At 57.2% G+C, this 18,211-nt stretch carries 12 protein-coding genes; 8 read left to right on the top strand and 4 right to left on the bottom strand.

Annotated elements, in window-relative coordinates; all coding sequences use genetic code 11:
• The first annotated feature begins 184 nt into the window (after positions 1–184).
• The gene (gene putA / locus MDG893_RS12050) at positions 185–3,364 is read left to right on the top strand and encodes a bifunctional proline dehydrogenase/L-glutamate gamma-semialdehyde dehydrogenase PutA (RefSeq protein ID WP_007154063.1); all 3,180 of its coding nucleotides are present in this window, start codon (positions 185–187) and stop codon (positions 3,362–3,364) included.
• Positions 3,365–3,578: 214 nt separating this feature from the next.
• A complete protein-coding gene (gene putP / locus MDG893_RS12045; protein WP_007154062.1) occupies positions 3,579–5,069 on the top strand; it encodes a sodium/proline symporter PutP in 1,491 nt (496 codons plus the stop codon).
• A 284-nt stretch (positions 5,070–5,353) separates the two neighbouring features.
• On the opposite strand, the gene MDG893_RS12040 is transcribed toward putP, so the two are convergent.
• Positions 5,354–7,948: a bifunctional aconitate hydratase 2/2-methylisocitrate dehydratase gene (locus MDG893_RS12040; RefSeq protein WP_007154061.1), complete on the bottom strand. Its 2,595-nt coding sequence runs from the start codon at positions 7,946–7,948 to the stop codon at positions 5,354–5,356.
• Positions 7,949–8,142: 194 nt separating this feature from the next.
• Between MDG893_RS12040 and MDG893_RS12035 the strand changes: the two genes are divergently transcribed.
• Positions 8,143–8,745 carry a MiaE family protein gene (locus MDG893_RS12035; RefSeq protein WP_007154060.1) on the top strand — a complete coding sequence of 201 codons (603 nt, stop codon included), beginning with the start codon at positions 8,143–8,145 and terminating at the stop codon, positions 8,743–8,745.
• A gap of 13 nt (positions 8,746–8,758) precedes the next feature.
• On the opposite strand, the gene MDG893_RS12030 is transcribed toward MDG893_RS12035, so the two are convergent.
• A complete protein-coding gene (locus tag MDG893_RS12030; RefSeq protein ID WP_007154059.1) occupies positions 8,759–9,694 on the bottom strand; it encodes a LysR family transcriptional regulator in 936 nt (311 codons plus the stop codon).
• Positions 9,695–9,813: 119 nt separating this feature from the next.
• Between MDG893_RS12030 and MDG893_RS12025 the strand changes: the two genes are divergently transcribed.
• The 3 genes from MDG893_RS12025 (at position 9,814) to MDG893_RS12015 (ending at position 12,149) form a co-directional block, all read left to right on the top strand.
• Complete coding sequence (locus MDG893_RS12025; RefSeq protein WP_007154058.1) at positions 9,814–10,584, top strand: ferredoxin--NADP reductase; 771 nt, start codon at positions 9,814–9,816, stop codon at positions 10,582–10,584.
• A 101-nt stretch (positions 10,585–10,685) separates the two neighbouring features.
• Complete coding sequence (locus MDG893_RS12020) at positions 10,686–11,024, top strand: DMT family transporter (protein WP_007154057.1); 339 nt, start codon at positions 10,686–10,688, stop codon at positions 11,022–11,024.
• A 15-nt stretch (positions 11,025–11,039) separates the two neighbouring features.
• Positions 11,040–12,149: a hypothetical protein gene (locus MDG893_RS12015; protein WP_040474549.1), complete on the top strand. Its 1,110-nt coding sequence runs from the start codon at positions 11,040–11,042 to the stop codon at positions 12,147–12,149.
• A gap of 36 nt (positions 12,150–12,185) precedes the next feature.
• Here MDG893_RS12015 and MDG893_RS12010 read toward each other — a convergent pair whose 3' ends face one another.
• Both MDG893_RS12010 and MDG893_RS12005 read right to left on the bottom strand, forming a co-directional pair.
• A complete protein-coding gene (locus MDG893_RS12010) occupies positions 12,186–13,982 on the bottom strand; it encodes a glycerophosphodiester phosphodiesterase (RefSeq protein WP_007154055.1) in 1,797 nt (598 codons plus the stop codon).
• A gap of 33 nt (positions 13,983–14,015) precedes the next feature.
• Entirely contained in the window at positions 14,016–15,884 is a 1,869-nt protein-coding gene (locus MDG893_RS12005) for an LTA synthase family protein (protein ID WP_007154054.1), read from the bottom strand.
• A 99-nt stretch (positions 15,885–15,983) separates the two neighbouring features.
• Here MDG893_RS12005 and MDG893_RS12000 point away from each other — a divergent pair, with 99 nt between their 5' ends.
• Together MDG893_RS12000 and MDG893_RS11995 are read left to right on the top strand one after the other, a co-directional pair.
• Positions 15,984–16,844, top strand: coding sequence for a hypothetical protein (locus MDG893_RS12000; protein WP_157132828.1), 861 nt, complete (start codon positions 15,984–15,986; stop codon positions 16,842–16,844).
• Between the two features lie 281 nt (positions 16,845–17,125).
• Complete coding sequence (locus MDG893_RS11995; RefSeq protein WP_040474555.1) at positions 17,126–18,151, top strand: amino acid ABC transporter substrate-binding protein; 1,026 nt, start codon at positions 17,126–17,128, stop codon at positions 18,149–18,151.
• Positions 18,152–18,211 lie beyond the last annotated feature (60 nt).

The raw sequence follows: 18,211 nt of genomic DNA, 5'->3' as shown, positions 1-18,211 counted from the left end.
CATTTTCGGACGAATTTACAAAATAATCGTAGGATTTTGTAAGCCTGGCGTCCGTAGTAATACTAACTTAACAGGGTAGCTGATCACGTCACAGCGCAGTACGGTGCGTACGCGTTGTCTGACCTAACCATAAAAAAGTTCGAGGGGCCCGGCCATTGACGGGAACCGTCGGCGAGGCGCTCAGATGTTCAATGCAAGCAAGGTGCTCGAGCCTGCATTTCAGGAACAGCCAAAGTCATTCTTCTGGCAAGCGATCACTGCCAACTACGCCGTCGACGAAACACGTTATCTCAACGAACTGATCCCCCTTGCCCAGAGCGATGCGTCTGAGCTTCGAGACGTCACTGAAACGGCAACGAGCCTGATCAGAAAAGTCCGCGAGCAGGACGACTCCGTCCATATGGTCGACGCACTGCTGCAGGAATACAGCCTTGATACCGAAGAAGGCATCCTGCTGATGTGTCTGGCCGAGGCATTGATGCGTATACCCGACAAATACACCGCCGATGCGTTGATTCAGGACAAGCTGTCGGACGCTGACTGGAAGAAACACGTGGGCCGCAGCGAGTCGACACTGGTCAACGCCTCCACCTGGGGCCTGCTGCTGACCGGTCGTGTGGTCAGGATGGATAAACGGCTGGATGGTTCCCCGTCCAGTATCTGGAAGCGCCTTATCAAGCGCAGCGGCGAGCCGGTCATCCGGAGTGCGATGTACCAGGCCATGGCCATTATGGGCAAACAGTTCGTGCTGGGACGGGATATCGACGAGGCATTGAGGAACGCCCGCGAATACCGGGATTTGGGCTACACCTACTCCTTCGACATGCTCGGCGAAGCGGCCTTGACCAAGGACGACGCCGACCGTTACCTGAAGGACTACATGGATGCCATTGAGTCCGTGGGGAACGATACTTACCTGGACAGCAGGGCGCCAGCGCCTTCGATTTCCATCAAGCTGTCAGCCCTGCATCCTCGATACGAGGCGTCCCAGGAAGAGCGGGTTCTGGATGAGCTCTATGTAACGGTTATTGACTTACTGACGTTTGCGCGGGAAAAGAAGGTATCCATTACCATCGATGCCGAGGAAATGGACCGGCTGGAAATCTCGCTAAAGCTGTTTGAGAAGGCGTTTACATCACCGGTTGCAAAGGGGTGGGGTGGTTTTGGCCTGGTTATCCAGGCCTATTCCAAGCGAGCCTTGCCGGTGTTGTGCTGGTTGACCAAGCTGGCGAAACAGCAGGGTGACGAGGTTCCCATTCGCCTGGTCAAAGGGGCCTACTGGGACACCGAGATCAAAATCTGCCAACAGTTGGGTTTGGAGGGCTACCCCGTATTCACGCGCAAAGAGGCCACCGATACGTCCTACCTGGCGTGTCTGCGTTATTTGCTCAGTGACTACACAGAAGGAGCATTGTACCCGCAGCTTGCGAGCCACAACGCCCATACGGTTTCCTCGGTTCTGACCATGGCGAGGAACAAAGGGCGCAAGATCGAGTTCCAGCGCCTGCACGGTATGGGGGACGCCCTATACAACAGCATCCTCGAGGACAACAATCTTCCGGTTCGTATCTATGCCCCTGTGGGTGCTCACAAAGATCTGTTGCCGTATCTGGTACGACGGCTCCTGGAGAATGGCGCAAACTCCTCGTTTGTTCACCGATTGGTAGATGCGGCAACGCCCATTGAAGCCCTGGTGCAGAATCCGGTTCAGGAATTGCAGGGATACGACTCATTGCCCAACGACCGTATTCCACTGCCCATCGACATCTTTGGCGACGAGCGGCGCAACTCCAAGGGAATAAATATCCATGTAGCGGCTCATCTGGACCCGTTGCTGAATCATCTTGGGCAATGGGCAACGACCCGCTGGGAAGCTGCACCCGTCATTGGTGGTGAAAAGCGCCGGGATGGCGCGCGGAATGATATCCACGCGCCCTACGACAGTGCCCAGCACGTTGGTCAGGTGTTCTGGGCGACCGAGGCCATGGCGGAAGAAGCACTGGCCGTTGCAACGGAAGGCTTCGTCTCATGGCGGGAGCGCCCGGTGGAGGACCGCGCCGGCTGTCTCGAGCGATACGCCGATCTGATGGAAGTGAATATGCAGGAGCTCATGGCGATCTGCTGCCGTGAAGCCGGGAAAACCATGCAGGATGGTATCGACGAGGTGCGCGAAGCCGTCGACTTCTGTCGCTATTATGCCCTTCAAGGCCGATCCCGCTTTGGCAAGGCCATGGCTCTGCCTGGCCCCACGGGAGAGAGCAATGAGCTATACATGGAAGGGCGGGGCGTTTTCCTCTGTATCAGCCCCTGGAACTTCCCTCTGGCTATTTTTACCGGCCAGGTGATGGCGGCGTTGGTGGCAGGGAATGCTGTTATCGCCAAGCCTGCGGAACAGACAAGCCTGGTTGCTCAACGGGCTTTTGAGCTGATGCTGGAAGCGGGCTTCCCGCCCGACGTGATTCAATTTTTACCCGGTGATGGCGCAACAATCGGCGGCAAACTGACCCCGGACCCCAGAATTGCCGGCGTCGCCTTCACCGGCTCTACACAGGTAGCGCACATCCTCAATCGCACTCTGGCGCAGCGTGAAGGGGCGATTGTGCCCCTCATCGCCGAGACCGGCGGACAGAATGCCATGATTGTGGACAGCAGTGCACTGCCGGAACAGGTGGTCAGGGATGTTATCCAGTCCGCTTTCGCCAGTGCCGGACAGCGTTGTTCGGCACTGCGTGTGCTCTATATCCAGAAAGAGGTCGCTGATCGCACAGAAAACCTGCTGGCGGGCGCCATGCAGGAATTGTCGGTCGGTAACCCTGAGCGTCACAGTACCGATGTGGGACCGGTGATCGACCAAGCAGCGCGGGATGCTCTGGAAACCCACCTGACCGACCTGGGCAAGCAGGCGAGGTTGGTATCTCAGACACCATTACCGGAGGCCTGCCGCGGGGGCTACTTTGTTCCACCGTCCGCCTACGCTATTTCAAGTATCAACGAGTTGAAAGGCGAACACTTCGGCCCCGTTCTTCACATTGTCCGCTACACTGCAGAGAAGCTGGACGATCTGATTGATGAAATTAATGCGGCGGGTTATGGGCTTACCCTGGGTATCCACAGCAGAAGTGAGTCCACAGCGGCCTATATTGAGCGGCGGGTCAAAGTGGGCAATACCTACGTAAACCGAAACCAGATTGGCGCGGTTGTGGGTGTTCAGCCGTTCGGGGGGCGAGGGCTTTCCGGTACCGGTCCAAAAGCTGGCGGGCCGCACTACCTGCTGCGGTTTGCCACGGAGAGAACCCGCACCATCAACACCACGGCGGTGGGTGGAAACGCGTCACTTTTGTCGCTTGGCATTGAAAAGGTTTGATAGGGCGCTTTGCTCACGAGGCAGTGCGGAACGAAAACCTGAACGATAGGAGGTAAGTATTGAGAAGGGGAGGTTGGCGTTGTAAGCCGTAGCGCCTTGATAACGTGAGTAGTTTGGGGAGTAAAAAAAACAAAGGGTGCGACTACCGGGTTCACCATGGTAAGCGCGCTAAACGGTCGGAGTTGATTCCGTCCATTTGAACTGGAGGAGTTTCATGGCTATTGGTGTTTGGATCAGTCTATTTGCTTACTTTGCGCTCATGATCGCCATAGGCGTTTATGCCATGCGCAGAGCTACGTCTTCATCTGAAGATTACATGTTGGGTGGGCGAGCCCTCAGTCCAAAGGTGGCGGCCCTGTCCGCTGGTGCTTCGGATATGAGTGGCTGGTTGCTTCTCGGTCTACCCGGGGCGCTGTTTGCATCGGGCCTGGGTTCGGCCTGGATCGGTATTGGTCTGCTCGTGGGCGCGTTCTTTAACTGGACTCTGGTAGCACCGCGTCTTCGTGAACAGACGGTTCACTATGGCAATGCGATCACCATCCCGTCCTTCCTGGCAAACCGGTTCCCGACACAGGCGCTTTCCCTGCGTACCGTGTCAGCCATCGTCATCGTTATCTTCTTCGCCGTCTACACTGCATCCGGTCTGGTTGCGGGCGGTAAGCTGTTTGAGAGTGCGTTCTCCGGAATCTTCAACTTCGGCGGTTTGAGTGACTATGCGGTTGGTATTGTTATCACTCTGGGTGTGGTACTGGCCTATACCGTGGTCGGCGGGTTCCTGGCCGTGAGCATGACGGACTTCGTGCAGGGCTGCATCATGATGCTGGCACTGGTCATCATGCCGGCAGTTGTCCTCTTCGGTGAAGGCGGTGGTGGGTTCGCCCAGGCGTCGCAAACACTGAACGAAGTCGACCCCACGCTACTGTCGTGGACGGAAGGCCTGACGGTCATCGGCTGGTTGTCTGCCGTTACCTGGGGCTTGGGCTATTTTGGTCAGCCACACATCATCGTGCGTTTCATGGCCATCCGTACACTGGAAGAAGTACCGACTGCCCGCAACATTGGCATGTCCTGGATGTTGATTTCCCTGATTGGCGCAGTATCCCTTGGTGTGTTTGGCCGGGCGTATGCGGTTCGCAATGGTATGAATATCGAAGATCCGGAAACGATCTTTATCCTGCTTTCGGACCTGCTGTTCCATCCGCTGATCACTGGCTTCCTCTACGCGGCACTGCTTGCTGCGGTCATGAGTACCATCTCCAGCCAGCTGCTGGTGTCATCTTCTTCACTGACCGAAGACTTCTATCGCCTGTTCCTGCGTAAAGAAGCGACCGACAAAGAATGCGTCGGCGTAGGCCGTGTGTGTGTTGTACTGGTTGGCCTGGTTGCCGCGGTTATTGCCTCCGACCCGAACTCTCAGGTTCTGGCCCTGGTCAGTAACGCCTGGGCAGGCTTTGGCGCCGCGTTTGGCCCGCTGATTATCCTGTCGCTGATGTGGCCACGCACAAACGGCGCTGGCGCCATCGCAGGCATGGTTGTGGGCGCTGCCACTGTCATGATCTGGATCTCTCTGGGCTGGAACGGTGAGTTCATGGGTGGTCCTGGCGTGTACGAGATCATTCCTGGCTTCGTTGCTGCTTTCATTGCCATTATGGTGGTGAGCTCGGTGACTGAAGATGCTGGTGAGTATCAGCACATCACCCGCTAAACAGACGCGTTTCCAACGCTCTGAGTAAGAACAGGGGCTCCTTCGGGAGCCCCTTTTTTATGCTTCTCCCTTCCTGAAATATCTGAGTCATCAGCTCGGGCACGGTGTGGGGTACCTTTTCTGCCGGGAAAAAGGTGTCTGAGCGCAGCGAGTTCTTTTTCCCAGAGGAAAAGGTACCCCGCGACGGGCCCCGCCCCGTCTCAAGCAGGCTACTTAGGTAAAACCAAAAAAAACGCCAGCCCGGAGGCTGGCGTTTTCATGGAGCTAAACCAGAAGGTCAGATCTTAAGCAACGTTCGCTTCAGACGCCTTCTTGGTGTAGTTCTCCATCTGGTCGAAGTTGAGATACTTGTAGATCTCTTTCGACATGCTGTTCAGGTCCTTGGCGTACTCCATGTACTCCGCCGGAGACGGGAGTTTGCCCAGTACCGCACCAACCGCTGCCAGTTCCGCGGAGGTCAGGTACACATTGGCACCATCGCCCAGACGGTTGGGGAAGTTACGGGTGGATGTGGACAGCACTGTAGACTTGGCGTTTACGCGTGCCTGGTTACCCATGCACAGGGAGCAGCCCGGCATTTCGGTGCGAACCCCGGCGGTGCCGTAGGTGTTGAAGTAGCCCTCTTCCATCAGCTGCGCCTGGTCCATCTTGGTAGGCGGAGACATCCACAGGCGGGTCTTCAGCGGCTCCTTGTTCATCTCCAGCAGCTTGCCCGCAGCGCGGAAGTGGCCGATGTTGGTCATGCAGGAACCGATGAACACTTCGTCGACCTTGTCGCCAGCAACCTCAGACAGGAACTTGGCATCGTCCGGGTCGTTCGGGCAGCATACGATCGGCTCCTTGATGTCAGCCAGATCGATTTCCACAACATGAGAGTACTCGGCGTCCTTGTCGGCACGCATCAGTTTGGGATCGGCAATCCACTCTTCCATCTGCTGGGCGCGACGCTCCAGGGTACGCGGGTCGCCATAACCTTCGGCGATCATCCAGCGCAGCATGGTGATGTTGGAACGCAGGTACTCAGCCACGGACTCTTCAGACAGGTTGATCGTACAACCGGCTGCGGAGCGCTCAGCAGAAGCGTCAGACAGCTCGAACGCCTGCTCAACGGTCAGGTGCTCAAGACCTTCGATTTCCAGGATGCGACCGGAGAACTCGTTGATCTTGCCCTTCTTCTCAACGGTCAACATGCCTTGCTTGATGCCGTACAGCGGGATCGCATGTACCAGATCGCGCAGCGTGATGCCCGGCTGCATCTCGCCCTTGAAGCGAACCAGAACGGATTCCGGCATATCCAGGGGCATAACGCCAGTCGCTGCAGCAAACGCCACCAGGCCGGAACCGGCCGGGAAGGAGATGCCCATCGGGAAGCGGGTGTGGGAATCGCCACCGGTGCCGACCGTGTCCGGCAACAGCATACGGTTCAGCCAGGAGTGGATGATGCCATCGCCCGGGCGCAGGGATACGCCACCGCGGGTGCGGATGAAGTCCGGCATGGTGTGCTGCATTTCCACGTCGACCGGCTTCGGATAAGCCGCGGTGTGACAGAAGGACTGCATCACCAGATCAGCCTGGAAGCCCAGGCACGCCAGGTCTTTCAGCTCGTCACGGGTCATCGGACCAGTAGTATCCTGGGAGCCAACAGTGGTCATGTGTGGCTCGCAGTAGGTGCCGGGGCGAACGCCTTTACCTTCTTCCAGGCCGCAGGCCTTGCCGACCATCTTCTGGCCCAGGGTGAAGCCCTTGGTGCCTTCTTCCGGGTCATTCGGCAAACGGAAGATGTCAGTGGCGCCCATGCCCAGTGCTGTGCGGGCCTTGGCGGTCAGGCCACGGCCAATGATCAGCGGAATACGACCGCCGGCCTGAACTTCGTCCAGGATAACGTCGGACTTGAAGCCAAACTCAGAGATGGTTTCGCCGGCTTCGTTCAGGATTTTGCCTTCGTAGGGGCGAATGTCGATAACGTCGCCCATGTTCAGATCGTCAACCGGGGCCTCGAAAACCAGAGCGCCAGCATCTTCCATGGTATTGAAGAAGATCGGAGCAACCTTGTTGCCAATGCACACGCCGCCGGCGCGCTTGTTCGGCACACCCGGAACGTCTTCACCGAAGAACCAAAGCACAGAGTTGGTGGCAGACTTGCGTGAGGAGCCGGTGCCGACCACGTCACCAACGAAGGCAACGGGCAGGCCTTTGGACTTGATGTCGTCGATCTGGCTCATCGGGCCGGTAACGCCGGGTTCTTCCGGCTTCAGGCCATCACGCTCCATTTTGTAGGCGGCGCGGGCGTGCAGCGGGATGTCCGGGCGGGACCAGGCATCTGGAGCCGGAGAAAGATCGTCGGTGTTGGTTTCACCGGTCACCTTGAATACCACCATTTTGGTGCTTTCCGGTACCTTCTTCCTTTTGGTGAACCATTCGGCGTTGGCCCAGGATTCGATGACGGCCTTGGCAACGGCGTTGCCTGCGTCCATCTTTTCCTTCACGTCGTTGAAGGCATCGAACATCAGCAGGGTGCGCTTGAGCTTCTCGCCGGCCTGTTCGGCCAGTTCAGAATCGTCCAGCAGGTCGACCAGGGTCGCGATGTTATAGCCACCCTGCATCATGCCCAGCAGATCAACGGCCTTCGGCTTGTCCAGCAGGGGAGACGTTGCTTCACCCTTAACAATGGCGGTCAGGAAAGCAGCTTTTACATAAGCGGCTTCGTCCACACCCGGCGGAACGCGGTTTTCAAGCAAATAGACCAGCGTCTCTTCTTCGCCGGCCGGCGGGTTTTTAAGGAGATCGACCAGAGCGGCGGTCTGCTCAGCGTTCAGAGGCTTCGGGGGAATGCCCAGAGCCTCGCGTTCTGCAACGTGTTCACGATAGGCTTCTAACACGATATGGACCCTCATCAGTTGGAATGTCCCGCGCCGTGGGCGTCGTTGCCTGGCGGGAGTTTTATGGCGAAAAGGCGCTAAGTTGGCGCTGCATTCTATAGGAAACCCCTTATAAAGTTAAGTTGGACTGTGGTCGGATATTGTGGTTTGTTGCGGTATACTGCCGTGCCCGAGAACCCGACCTGCTGTAAACAATGACCGATTCCCTCGACCAGATTCACGATTTCCTGCCCTGCAGAACGCCACAGCGATGGATTGAAAATGCCGTGGCCAATCAGGATCTGATGCTGATTGATCATGCTCATTGTGAGAAAAAAGCAGCGTCCACGGCCCTGAGTTTGATGTATCGCTACGTGGACAACACGGACTTGCTCAACAGGATGTCGCGTCTTGCGCGGGAAGAGTTGCGCCATTTTGAGCAGGTGCTGGCTATCATGAAAAAGCGGGGAGTGAGTTATGGCCACCTGAGCCCAGCTCGATACGCAGCCGGGTTACGGCAGGAAGTACGTACAGAAGATCCCGGTCGGCTGGTGGATGTGCTGATCGTGGGTGCCATTATCGAGGCCCGTTCCTGTGAGCGGTTCGCAGCTCTGGCACCGCATCTGGATGCGACACTGTCAGATTTCTACACCGGACTCCTGAAGTCCGAAGCCCGACACTACCGTGACTACCTGACATTAGCCGAGCAGGCCGCAGCGAGCTCGGTGGAGGATCGGGTGGCGACCTTCCTCGCGCTGGAGCAACAACTGATTGAGACACCGGACACCGAGTTCCGGTTTCACGGCGGGCCAGTCTGACTGCAAGGCGGGATCAGGAGGATGTCCTGTCGTACAACAAGCCACGCTCCTCAGGAAGCGGTGGGTCCTGAAGTTGCTCGCACAGGTCAATCCAGCGGTCGATGCCGGCGCTCCGATACTTCTGTTTGTGCAGGATAAAGTAAAAAGTCCGGTCGAACTGCCGCTCCTCGGGAACCTTCAGGGGAACGAGGCTGCCCCGCCTGAACGCATCTGCAAGACACACCCGTGACAGGCATCCGATCCCAAGATTGGCTTCCACTGCTCGTTTGATCGCCTCGGTATGCTCGAGTTCCAGCAGTATGTCCAGGTCTGGAAGCAGGCCGTGCATGCCGCGTTCGAAGGTCTGCCGGGTGCCGGACCCCTGTTCACGCATCACCCAGGTTGCCGAGCGAAGGTCTGCATCCGAAAGCCTACCCTTCTGGGCAAAGGGGTGGTCGGGGGAGCAAAAGACCACCAGCTCGTCGCCCCGCCAGGGTATAACTTCCAGCTCAGAGGATTGCAGTTCACCTTCAATCAGCCCGATGTCCAGTTCAAAATCCTTGACGCGCTGGGCAATGGTGCGGGTGTTGGCCACTTCAAGCGCCACTTTCGGGTGGGTAGGGGTATTCATGTATTGGGCCATGACACCAACAGCCAGATAGTTACCAATAGTGAGGGTTGCGCCGACTTTCAGGGCGCCGACTTCAGTATGCTTGCTGAATGCCTGTTCCAGCTCCCCGGCCTGCGCCAGCAAAGCCTCGACCTTTGGCCGATAGAGACGGCCGAGCTCATTGAGCTGCAGTCGTTTCCCGACCCGGTCGAAGAGCTGGATATCGAACTGGCTCTCCAGTTCTTTCAGGGCGCTACTGGCCGCAGACTGAGACATTGCCAGGGAATCCGCCGCACGGGTGATGTTCTGGAAGTGCGCCGCAGCCAGGAAGACCTCGAGTTGGCGGAAGCTAAACTTCATAATCGATAATTCCGAATAAGGTTATGAAAATATCCCATTTTGTCGATAGGTTACCCCTGGGTTACTATTTACACAATGATTTTTACTTATTTGCTAACGGCTAACGAACGGGCGATACCATGAGCAACCTGAATAAAGAGCGTGTAACAAGTGTTCGTCACTGGAACGACACACTCTTCAGCTTCACCACCACCCGTGATCCGGGCTTCCGGTTCAAGAATGGCCACTTCACAATGATTGGCCTGGAAACCGACGGCAAGCCTCTGATGCGTGCCTACAGCATTGCCAGTGCCAACTATGAAGAAGAGCTGGAGTTCTTCTCGATCAAGGTTCAGGACGGCCCGCTGACATCACGTCTGCAAAAAATTGAGGTTGGCGACGAGATCATGGTCAGTCGCAAGCCCACCGGTACCCTGATTATGGACAACCTGCTGCCGGGTAAAAATCTCTGGCTGATCAGCACGGGTACCGGCCTGGCACCGTTTATCAGCATCATCAAGGACCCGGAAGTTTATGAGGCTTTTGATAAAGTCATCGTGACCCATGGCGTTCGCTACAAGTCCGAGCTGGCGTACCAGTCCGAGATTGAGGAACTGCCGAATAACGAATTCTTCGGTGAAATGGTTGATGGCAAGCTGCTTTATTATCCCACGGTCACCCGTGAGGACTTCCGTAACACCGGGCGGCTGACCGACGCTATGGAAAACGGAAAGCTGACGAAGGATCTGGACCTGCCGGAGTTTGACCTGGAAAATGATCGTTTCATGGTGTGTGGCAGCCCCAGCATGCTGAAGGACACCTGCTCCATCCTCAATAACATGGGGTTCAAGGAAGCACGCCATGGTAACCTTGGTCACTACGTGATCGAGAGGGCCTTCGTGGAGCAGTAAATTCTCCGCGTCGCCAGGGTTGATCCCAATGTCCGCAAAACCCCGAAGTGAGAGCTTCGGGGTTTTTGCATTTTGCGCCCGTCAGAAAGGTGAACTGTAGAATGATTCAGTGGGTATATTTGTCGGTGGCTATCGTTGCGGAGGTTATCGGAACCTCCTTTTTAAAGAGTTCTGAGGGCTTCACCCGCCTGGGGCCGTCGCTGGTTGTTGTGGTGTCCTACATCCTGGCGTTCTACTTCCTGGCGTTGACCCTGAAAACCTTGCCAGTGGGAGTGGCCTATGCGGTGTGGGCCGGCGCTGGTGTGGCCTTGATTGCGCTGGCGGGTTATCTGTTTTTCGGGCAGACGCTGGACCTTCCCGCCATCCTCGGCATCGGCCTCATCGTTGCCGGCGTTATGGTAATCAACGTATTCTCAGGCAGTATAGGATCAACGCATTGAGCCCGAGGTGGACGTTTGAAGAAGGCCATGGTGATTCTGGGTATCGCGCTGCTGGTTGCCGCAATCGCCAGTGTCGCCTCCGATCCGGTACCCATTGAGCAGAAACTGATTTCGATTCAGGCCCGGGAGGCATTGCCAGGTTTTGAGGATATCGGGGATGAGCCTGTTGACGTCCAGGCCGCCATTCTGGACCTGGGGGGCGATCCTCTTCTGCTCCTCAAGGCCCAGGCAGCGTTGATGGCACACCCTGACATGGCCCGCGCCATTTTTCCGCTTTATGCGTCCGAGCCGGAATTCCAGGAGGTGTTGCGCACCTATGGAGAGAGCGCCCTGCCACCGATTTACTACTTCCTTCGCCAGCCTGTCAGCTCCATTGAATGGATGAACAAGGCTGCCCGTCAATATGAACGCGCCCGGAACTATATCGCTGAGCTCCGTGGCAAGGACCCGAGCGAACAGAAGCCGGAAAAAACAGAGCCTATGACGCCCGAACAGCGGGGCTGGTACGCAGTGAACTTCATCCGCAACGAGGGTCACGATTTTCTCGGGCAGTTCGTGGTGGATGCCAATGGCGAAACCCAGTGGGTGCAGACCGAGAGGATTACAGAAGGGCTTGCCCAGTTCTTCACTAGCGGCGTGCGACAGCTGGAGGCGGATTACCGAACCGGAGAGGATATCTCCGCCAGTGACATAGGCTGGGCATCGGTGGATGTGTTGGTGTTTGCCAGCGCAGTCAAGGTGCTTCGGGTCGGTCGTACGGCGGCAAAGGCGACCCAGGGCGCCAGACTTTCAACCCGCTCCGCAGCGTTGGCTGCCCGTATTACCGGCAGCGGGCGCTTGATTCTCCGCAGTGCCCGCTATGCGAAGTGGCCTCTGATCATTGGCGCTGGCTACCTGGTGGTCGCCCACCCCAGCATCATCAACGACTTTTTTGCCGGCGTCGCCGATGTGTTGGGTGTCTCCCCGATGATGGTCCAGCTCGTGGGCTGGTTGCTGATTCTTGTGCCGCTGCTTTATCTGGCAAGTTGGTTACTTTGGCCCGCCATTGCGCTCTTGAGGGGGCTTCTTGCGTTTCTCTACCGGCTTGCTGGCCGCAGGCCCGGTTATTTTTCCGGCCTTCAGTAGGTTGTTGTCTCGTATCGCGTTTGCTCGTTCAAGAGACTAGCGCAGCCAGTTCCGGAGCTTGATCACCAGAAGTTCTGCGTCGGTCAGTGCCTGCCGGCGTTGTAGCAGTTGCGCCAACATAGCTGGCCGGTCGGTAATGATATTGTCCACGCCCATGTCGATAAAGCGTGACATCGCCTGCGGCGTATTGACCGTCCATACATGGAGTTCGTTGCCAGCACGGTGGGTGCGAGCCACCGTGGCAGGAGTGACACGGTTCTGTCGCAGGCCCAGTATGTCAAAGTCTTGTTCCCACAGCGGACCAACGATGAATTGTGCCAGCAGGCTGGTTTTCAGCGAAGGCTCCAGTTGTCGCGCTTCCGCCAGGACTCGCCATTCGGCGGCCGCAATCACCGTGTTCTCCACGGCGTCCATGCGCTGCAGCATATGGACGACCTCCCTGGTCAGGTCGGGCGTCTCCGGGGCGGGCTTCAGATCGAGGTATAAATGGGCTCGCCCTCTGGTGGTTTCGATGACCCGTTCCAGGGTGGCAATCCGCTCATCGCTGAACGCCGGGCCGAACCACGAACCAGCGTCCCGGGCACGGGCCTGTTCCAGGGTGATATCGGAGATCCTGCCGCTCAGGCCGAAGACACGTCGCATGTCGGTATCGTGCCAAAGCACCGGCACGCCGTCCGCGGTCATGCGGATATCCACTTCAATGTAGTCAGCGCCATCCTCGATGGCCTGTTCTATGGCGCTCATGGTGTTTTCCGGCGCCTTGAAAGCACTGCCACGATGGGCAGTGATGGAAACATCGTCCCTGTGGTCGAAGGATTGCAGGACAAACCAGGCCTGCGTGGCGGCCAGAATGATGATCAAAAGTTCGGCCGACCACGCCAATGGTGACGCCCGCCGGGGCAGGTTTTGGGCGGTGCTGTGACGGTGGTGACCCGTTGCCTGCCTATACACGCTGTATGTCAGCATGCTGTAGGCCGCTATGCCAGCAAAGGCGGCGGTGAGGGTGAACAGTGTATAGAGCGCGATCAGGCCCAGGGTGACGGGCATCAGCACGCCCATCCGCTCAGGCAGGCTTGTTAGGATCTCGCCTCCCGCCGCCTGGAACAGCCATGTAACCGCAATTGGGGTCAGGGCCAGGCCGACCAGGCCGGCGATGAGTGCGCCCATCACGGGCAGGCGCTGGCCGTGAACATAATGGCTACTCTGCCTGAGAGCGTCGCGCGCACCCATGCGCTCCAGCAGGAGCAGGGGAACTGACAGTGCCCAGCGCAGGTAAAGCCAGCCGTTACATACGGCGATTCCCAGCGCTGCGACCCCAGATATGCCCAGGAACCACCAGACTTCGGGTGGCCGTTCCAGCTTCAGATAGTAGATGTCGTGGGGTGAGATCAGCCACTGGTAACTCGCCACTATGGCCAGCAGGAAAGGCACGGCGATCAGTGCATGGCCGCCCAATTGCAGCAGGGTGAGGGTGAGTAGTTGTTTGAAACGTTGCGCAAGAGCCCACAGCGTGGCAATGGCTATCCGGTATTCGCGGCCTCCGCCGGAGGCGGCAATCCAGGTCATGCCCGCTTGTTGCAGGATCACCAGGAAGGCGGTCAGGGTCGCCGTTGCGCTGAGCCACAGCAAGCCGCCAGGGGACACCACAAACTGCACCAGCCCACCAGTGCTGATGGCAGCGTGACCGGTTATCGGCCGAAGCGCTGCCAGGGCGCTGGAAAAGAGCGGTGCAATGGCGGCCAGAACGAGGCCGGTGAAAAACAGGTAAAAGACCAACAGCGCCCGGCGATGAACGTGCAGGAATGCCAGCGTGTGCAGTGCAAGAATCTTCATTCAGGCAATCGTCCCCGTGTCGAAGTTTCAAGCTCAGGGGTCCTCTGCAGGCTCCATGAGGGCTGCCCTGTTGAACAATGCCGTGCGTTCATCGAATGTCAGGAAAGGTTCCGCATTCGTCGCTTCAAGCGTGCCAAACAGTCGCTCCGGATTAAAGCGCCAGGTGGTGCAGTCAGTCATCAGTTCGCTGCAACTCAGGAGTTGCCCAGACTCCCTAAGGAAGTACTTGAGCCCCGTGTAGGTGTCCGCCAACAGCAGGTCGCGTTGCTGTTTTGGTTGCTTGACCAGCAGGCTCCGGCCAATCATGTCGCCAGCCTTTGTCCCGAGCCCCGTTGCGTCCAGGATGGTGGGCGGAATATCGATTTGCGCCACGATCTGGTCGCGATTGGCATAGTCCTCGAGCGAATCGCTGTCCGGAGGACGTATCGCCAGCACGCCAACGTTGCTGTTCAGGGGCATTGATTCATGATCTTTGCGAATGAAGCCTCCAGACTCATCAGAAGTGATAATGACGAGAGTGTCGTCAAGAATGCCGTCGGACGCCAGGTCGTCAAGAAACTGATTCAAGGCATCTTCCATGGTTTTCATGGCCTTTTTCCGAGCCTCCTGAGGCTCTGGTGTAATGTCCTCGGCATTCAATTCATCGTCCGGTGGTTGCTGTTCCGCCTCTTTTCCGATTTTGAACGGGTGATGGGTGCCCACGTTCAACAAGGTGACCATCCAGGGGCCAGGTTTCGCGTCAAGCTGTCTTAGCCGCTGTGCAACGTTGTTGAAATAGATCGGATCCGGTGGCCCCCAACCTTCCACTTCTTCTCCGGGGCCGTTGAAGATCTTTGCGCCGGTGACATCGATAAATCCGGCCTGCGGCATGAACTCGCCCTTTTGCATATAATCCAGCGGCGCGGCCTGCCAGTAGGCCGTACGGTAGCCATGTTCTTTCAGGTGTTTGGGCATGCAGTCCACCACAACGCGCCCCTCAGCCACATCAACCATTTTCCGTGATTGCCGGCGGAAGTCCGGGTATGCGCCACACAGGATGGCAAAGGTGCCGCGATCTGTCTGACGTTCCATGCTCAGCGAATTCCGGTAGAGACGAAATCCATGACGGCGCAGGTTTTCTTCAAGGCTGGCCAGGGTAACGGTTGGGTCAAGACCGTGATAGCGGCTCAGGCTTGGGAAATAGCCGCCTGACATGCCCTCAATCATGACCAGCAGCACATTAGGGTGGTTCTTCACGATAGGCGCGGCAACCTGGTGACGAAAAAAGCTCGCCGTCTGCAGGGTTTTCAGGGCCTTTTCAGACCCGTTGAGGTCCTCGTCTTCCGTGGACAGTGTCGGGGCGAGTGGCCCGATGATCGCCCCTGGTATCTGGGCGAAGAAGCTGGCGACAACATTGTTTGCGGGCGTTGTAAGGCTCTGGAACGACACGCCATAGATCGCGGCTACGAGGACCGCAACCAACACCTGCCCGGTCCTGCCTGCCGGCACTGCTTCGGGGTCGAGCCGACGGTGCCGCCAATGAAGAAACCCGGCAAGGGAAAGGTAGACGGGAAACCAAAGCGCGTGAACGTTGATCAGGCTGCCGGTTACAAAGGTCGGATCAACGCCCTTGCCGATCAGTGACAGCTGGAACAGGGTTCCGTGAACGGTGAGGTGCATGCCGGCAACAAACGTTGCGCATCCCAGGACCACGACCAGAATAACCCTGGAAATGCCTCTGGTGATGCATAGCAAAACTGCGAGAACAAACGCACCGGCCAGATCGCCGGCAATCATCGCCAGAGGATTGGGAACGACCCCGCTTTGCAACACATAGCTCGCCCTGACAACAACCAGCCAGCAGAAAGCCAAAACCAGTGTTTGGCGGAAATGTCTGGCCATGAGCCCAGAGAAAAATGTCATAGTGTGGTCCGGTATCGAGCGGCGATTGAGATCGTCAGAATTGGCGTGAAAGGCCGGGCGCCAAACAAACAGGTTATCGCCACCGGCTGGAGGCTGGCAATGTCGCGGAACGTTTATGAATCACTGGTAATCGGATGGCTGATCATTTTTACCCTGGCAGGGTGCTCCGATGAAATGGATCCCACGCCGGCGGGGGCTGAATCGAAAAGCGTGCAGGACATAAGCGTACCTGAGATTGCGCTAAGTAAGGCTGAACTCGACTGGGTAGGGCAGCAGATTTTTCGAAATGAATGTTCTGCGAAGAAAGTCTGCCTTGTGCACTGGAACGAAGGTGAGGCCTTTCCGTCGCTCGGTATCGGGCATTTTATCTGGTATCCGTCGGCAGTGGAGGGGCGCTTCGTAGAAAGCTTTCCCGCGTTGATTCGGTACATGGAGAAGCGTGACGCACCATTGCCCCATTGGCTTGCGCAGTTAGAGCCATTTGACGCGCCATGGCCTGACAGAGCCGCTTTTCTCGAGGTGGCGGACTCCTCCCGTGTTGCCGAACTGAGGGAGTTTCTGCTGGCAACCCGGGACCTCCAGGCCGGCTTTATTGTCCAGCGGGCCAGAAGCTCCCTGTTACGTGTTATACAGGCAGCTCCTGACGCTCAACAACCACGTGTAAAGCGCCATCTTGACGAGCTGGTCAGCACGTCCGGCGGGGTTTACGCCGTCATTGACTACGTGAACTTCAAGGGGGAGGGGTTGTCCGCCACAGAACAATACAACGGTGAAGGTTGGGGCCTGTTACAGGTCCTTCTTGCCATGAAAGGTGATGATCGGCCCATCCTTGACCGATTCCGAAGCGCAGCCGCTGAGGTATTGACCCGGCGGGCCGAGAATGCCGATGCGCCGATCGAGCGGGAGCGCTGGCTAAAGGGATGGCTCCGGCGTTTGGAAAGTTATCGGGAGCCAAATTAGACTTTTGTCGCACCAAAATAAATCGTGAAAACTGGTCCAATTCGCGAACGCCTTCTACTTTATAGGGAAGTGGTTGAGAAATTGCCTGCCCTTGGGTCTGTCAGCGCGTGCTGATGTGAGGCACTCGCTGCACAAAGTTGTGGCCCGTAGAGGTTGAAGGCAGTATTCGAGGCTACTTGTTTGATAAAACAAATACTATAAATCAACACGTTGGTATATCTGGCTCGTAAATTGCTCATATTCAGTGCACCTCTAACCAACGGAATTTTGGAGATATGATAATGAAGAACGCCAAGTCGATTGCCGTCGGCGCAGCCATGCTGTGTGGAGTTTTTACCGCTTCGGTTGCCAGTGCGGCTACGACGCTCGAAAGCGTCAAAGAAAAAGGGCATTTGCAGTGTGGTGTAACAAGTGGTCTTCCGGGGTTTTCACAGCCGGACGACAAAGGCAACTGGACTGGTATAGACGTTGACACCTGTCGTGCCGTAGCCGCTGCGATTTTCGGGGATGCCAAGGCGGTCGAGTTCACCCCTTTGACTGCCAAAGAGCGTTTCACCGCACTCCAGTCGGGTGAAATAGACATGCTGTCCCGTAATACCACGTGGACCCTTACCCGGGATGCATCGCTGGGTCTCAACTTCGCCGGTGTTAACTACTACGACGGCCAGGGCTTCCTGGTGAACAAGGGTATTGGTGTGGACGATGCCACCCAGCTGGACGGTGCAACTGTCTGTATCCAGGCCGGTACAACCACGGAGCTCAACCTGTCGGACTACTTCCGCGCCAAGGGCATGGAATACAAGCCGATTGTATTTGACACCTCTGAACAGACGGTTCAGGGCTTTGCGTCCGGTCGTTGTGACGTGCTGACTTCAGACCGTTCACAGCTTGCGGCACTTCGCTCCAAACTGTCCGATCCCGATTCCGCCAAGATCCTTCCCAACACCATCTCCAAGGAGCCGCTTGGACCGGTCGTGCGCCAGGGCGATGACCAGTGGTTCAACATCGTGAAGTGGGTGTTGTCTGTACAAATCAACGCTGAAGAGCTGGGCGTTACCAGCGCCAACGTTGATGACATGCTGAAGTCCGACAACCCGAACATCCAGCGTCTGCTGGGCACCGACGGTGATATGGGGGCCAAGCTCGGCCTGCCGGCTGATTTTGGTGCCAAGGCCATCAAACAGGTCGGTAACTACGGCGAGATGTACGATCGTAACGTAGGCCCGGACACTCCGCTTGGTCTGGAGCGGGGAATCAACGCCCTGTGGACCGAAGGCGGTGTTATGTACGCGCCTCCGGTACGTTAATACCTGAAAGCACCCAGTGGGCGCGCTCCTCGTAGAGCCGCCCACTGACATCTGTGATTC

Origin of the sequence: Marinobacter algicola DG893, assembly GCF_000170835.1 — a bacterium.
GTDB classification, from domain to species: domain Bacteria; phylum Pseudomonadota; class Gammaproteobacteria; order Pseudomonadales; family Oleiphilaceae; genus Marinobacter; species Marinobacter algicola.
The sequence above is the reverse complement of the archived record's forward strand: the minus strand, read 5'-3'. Positions and strand labels throughout refer to the sequence as shown.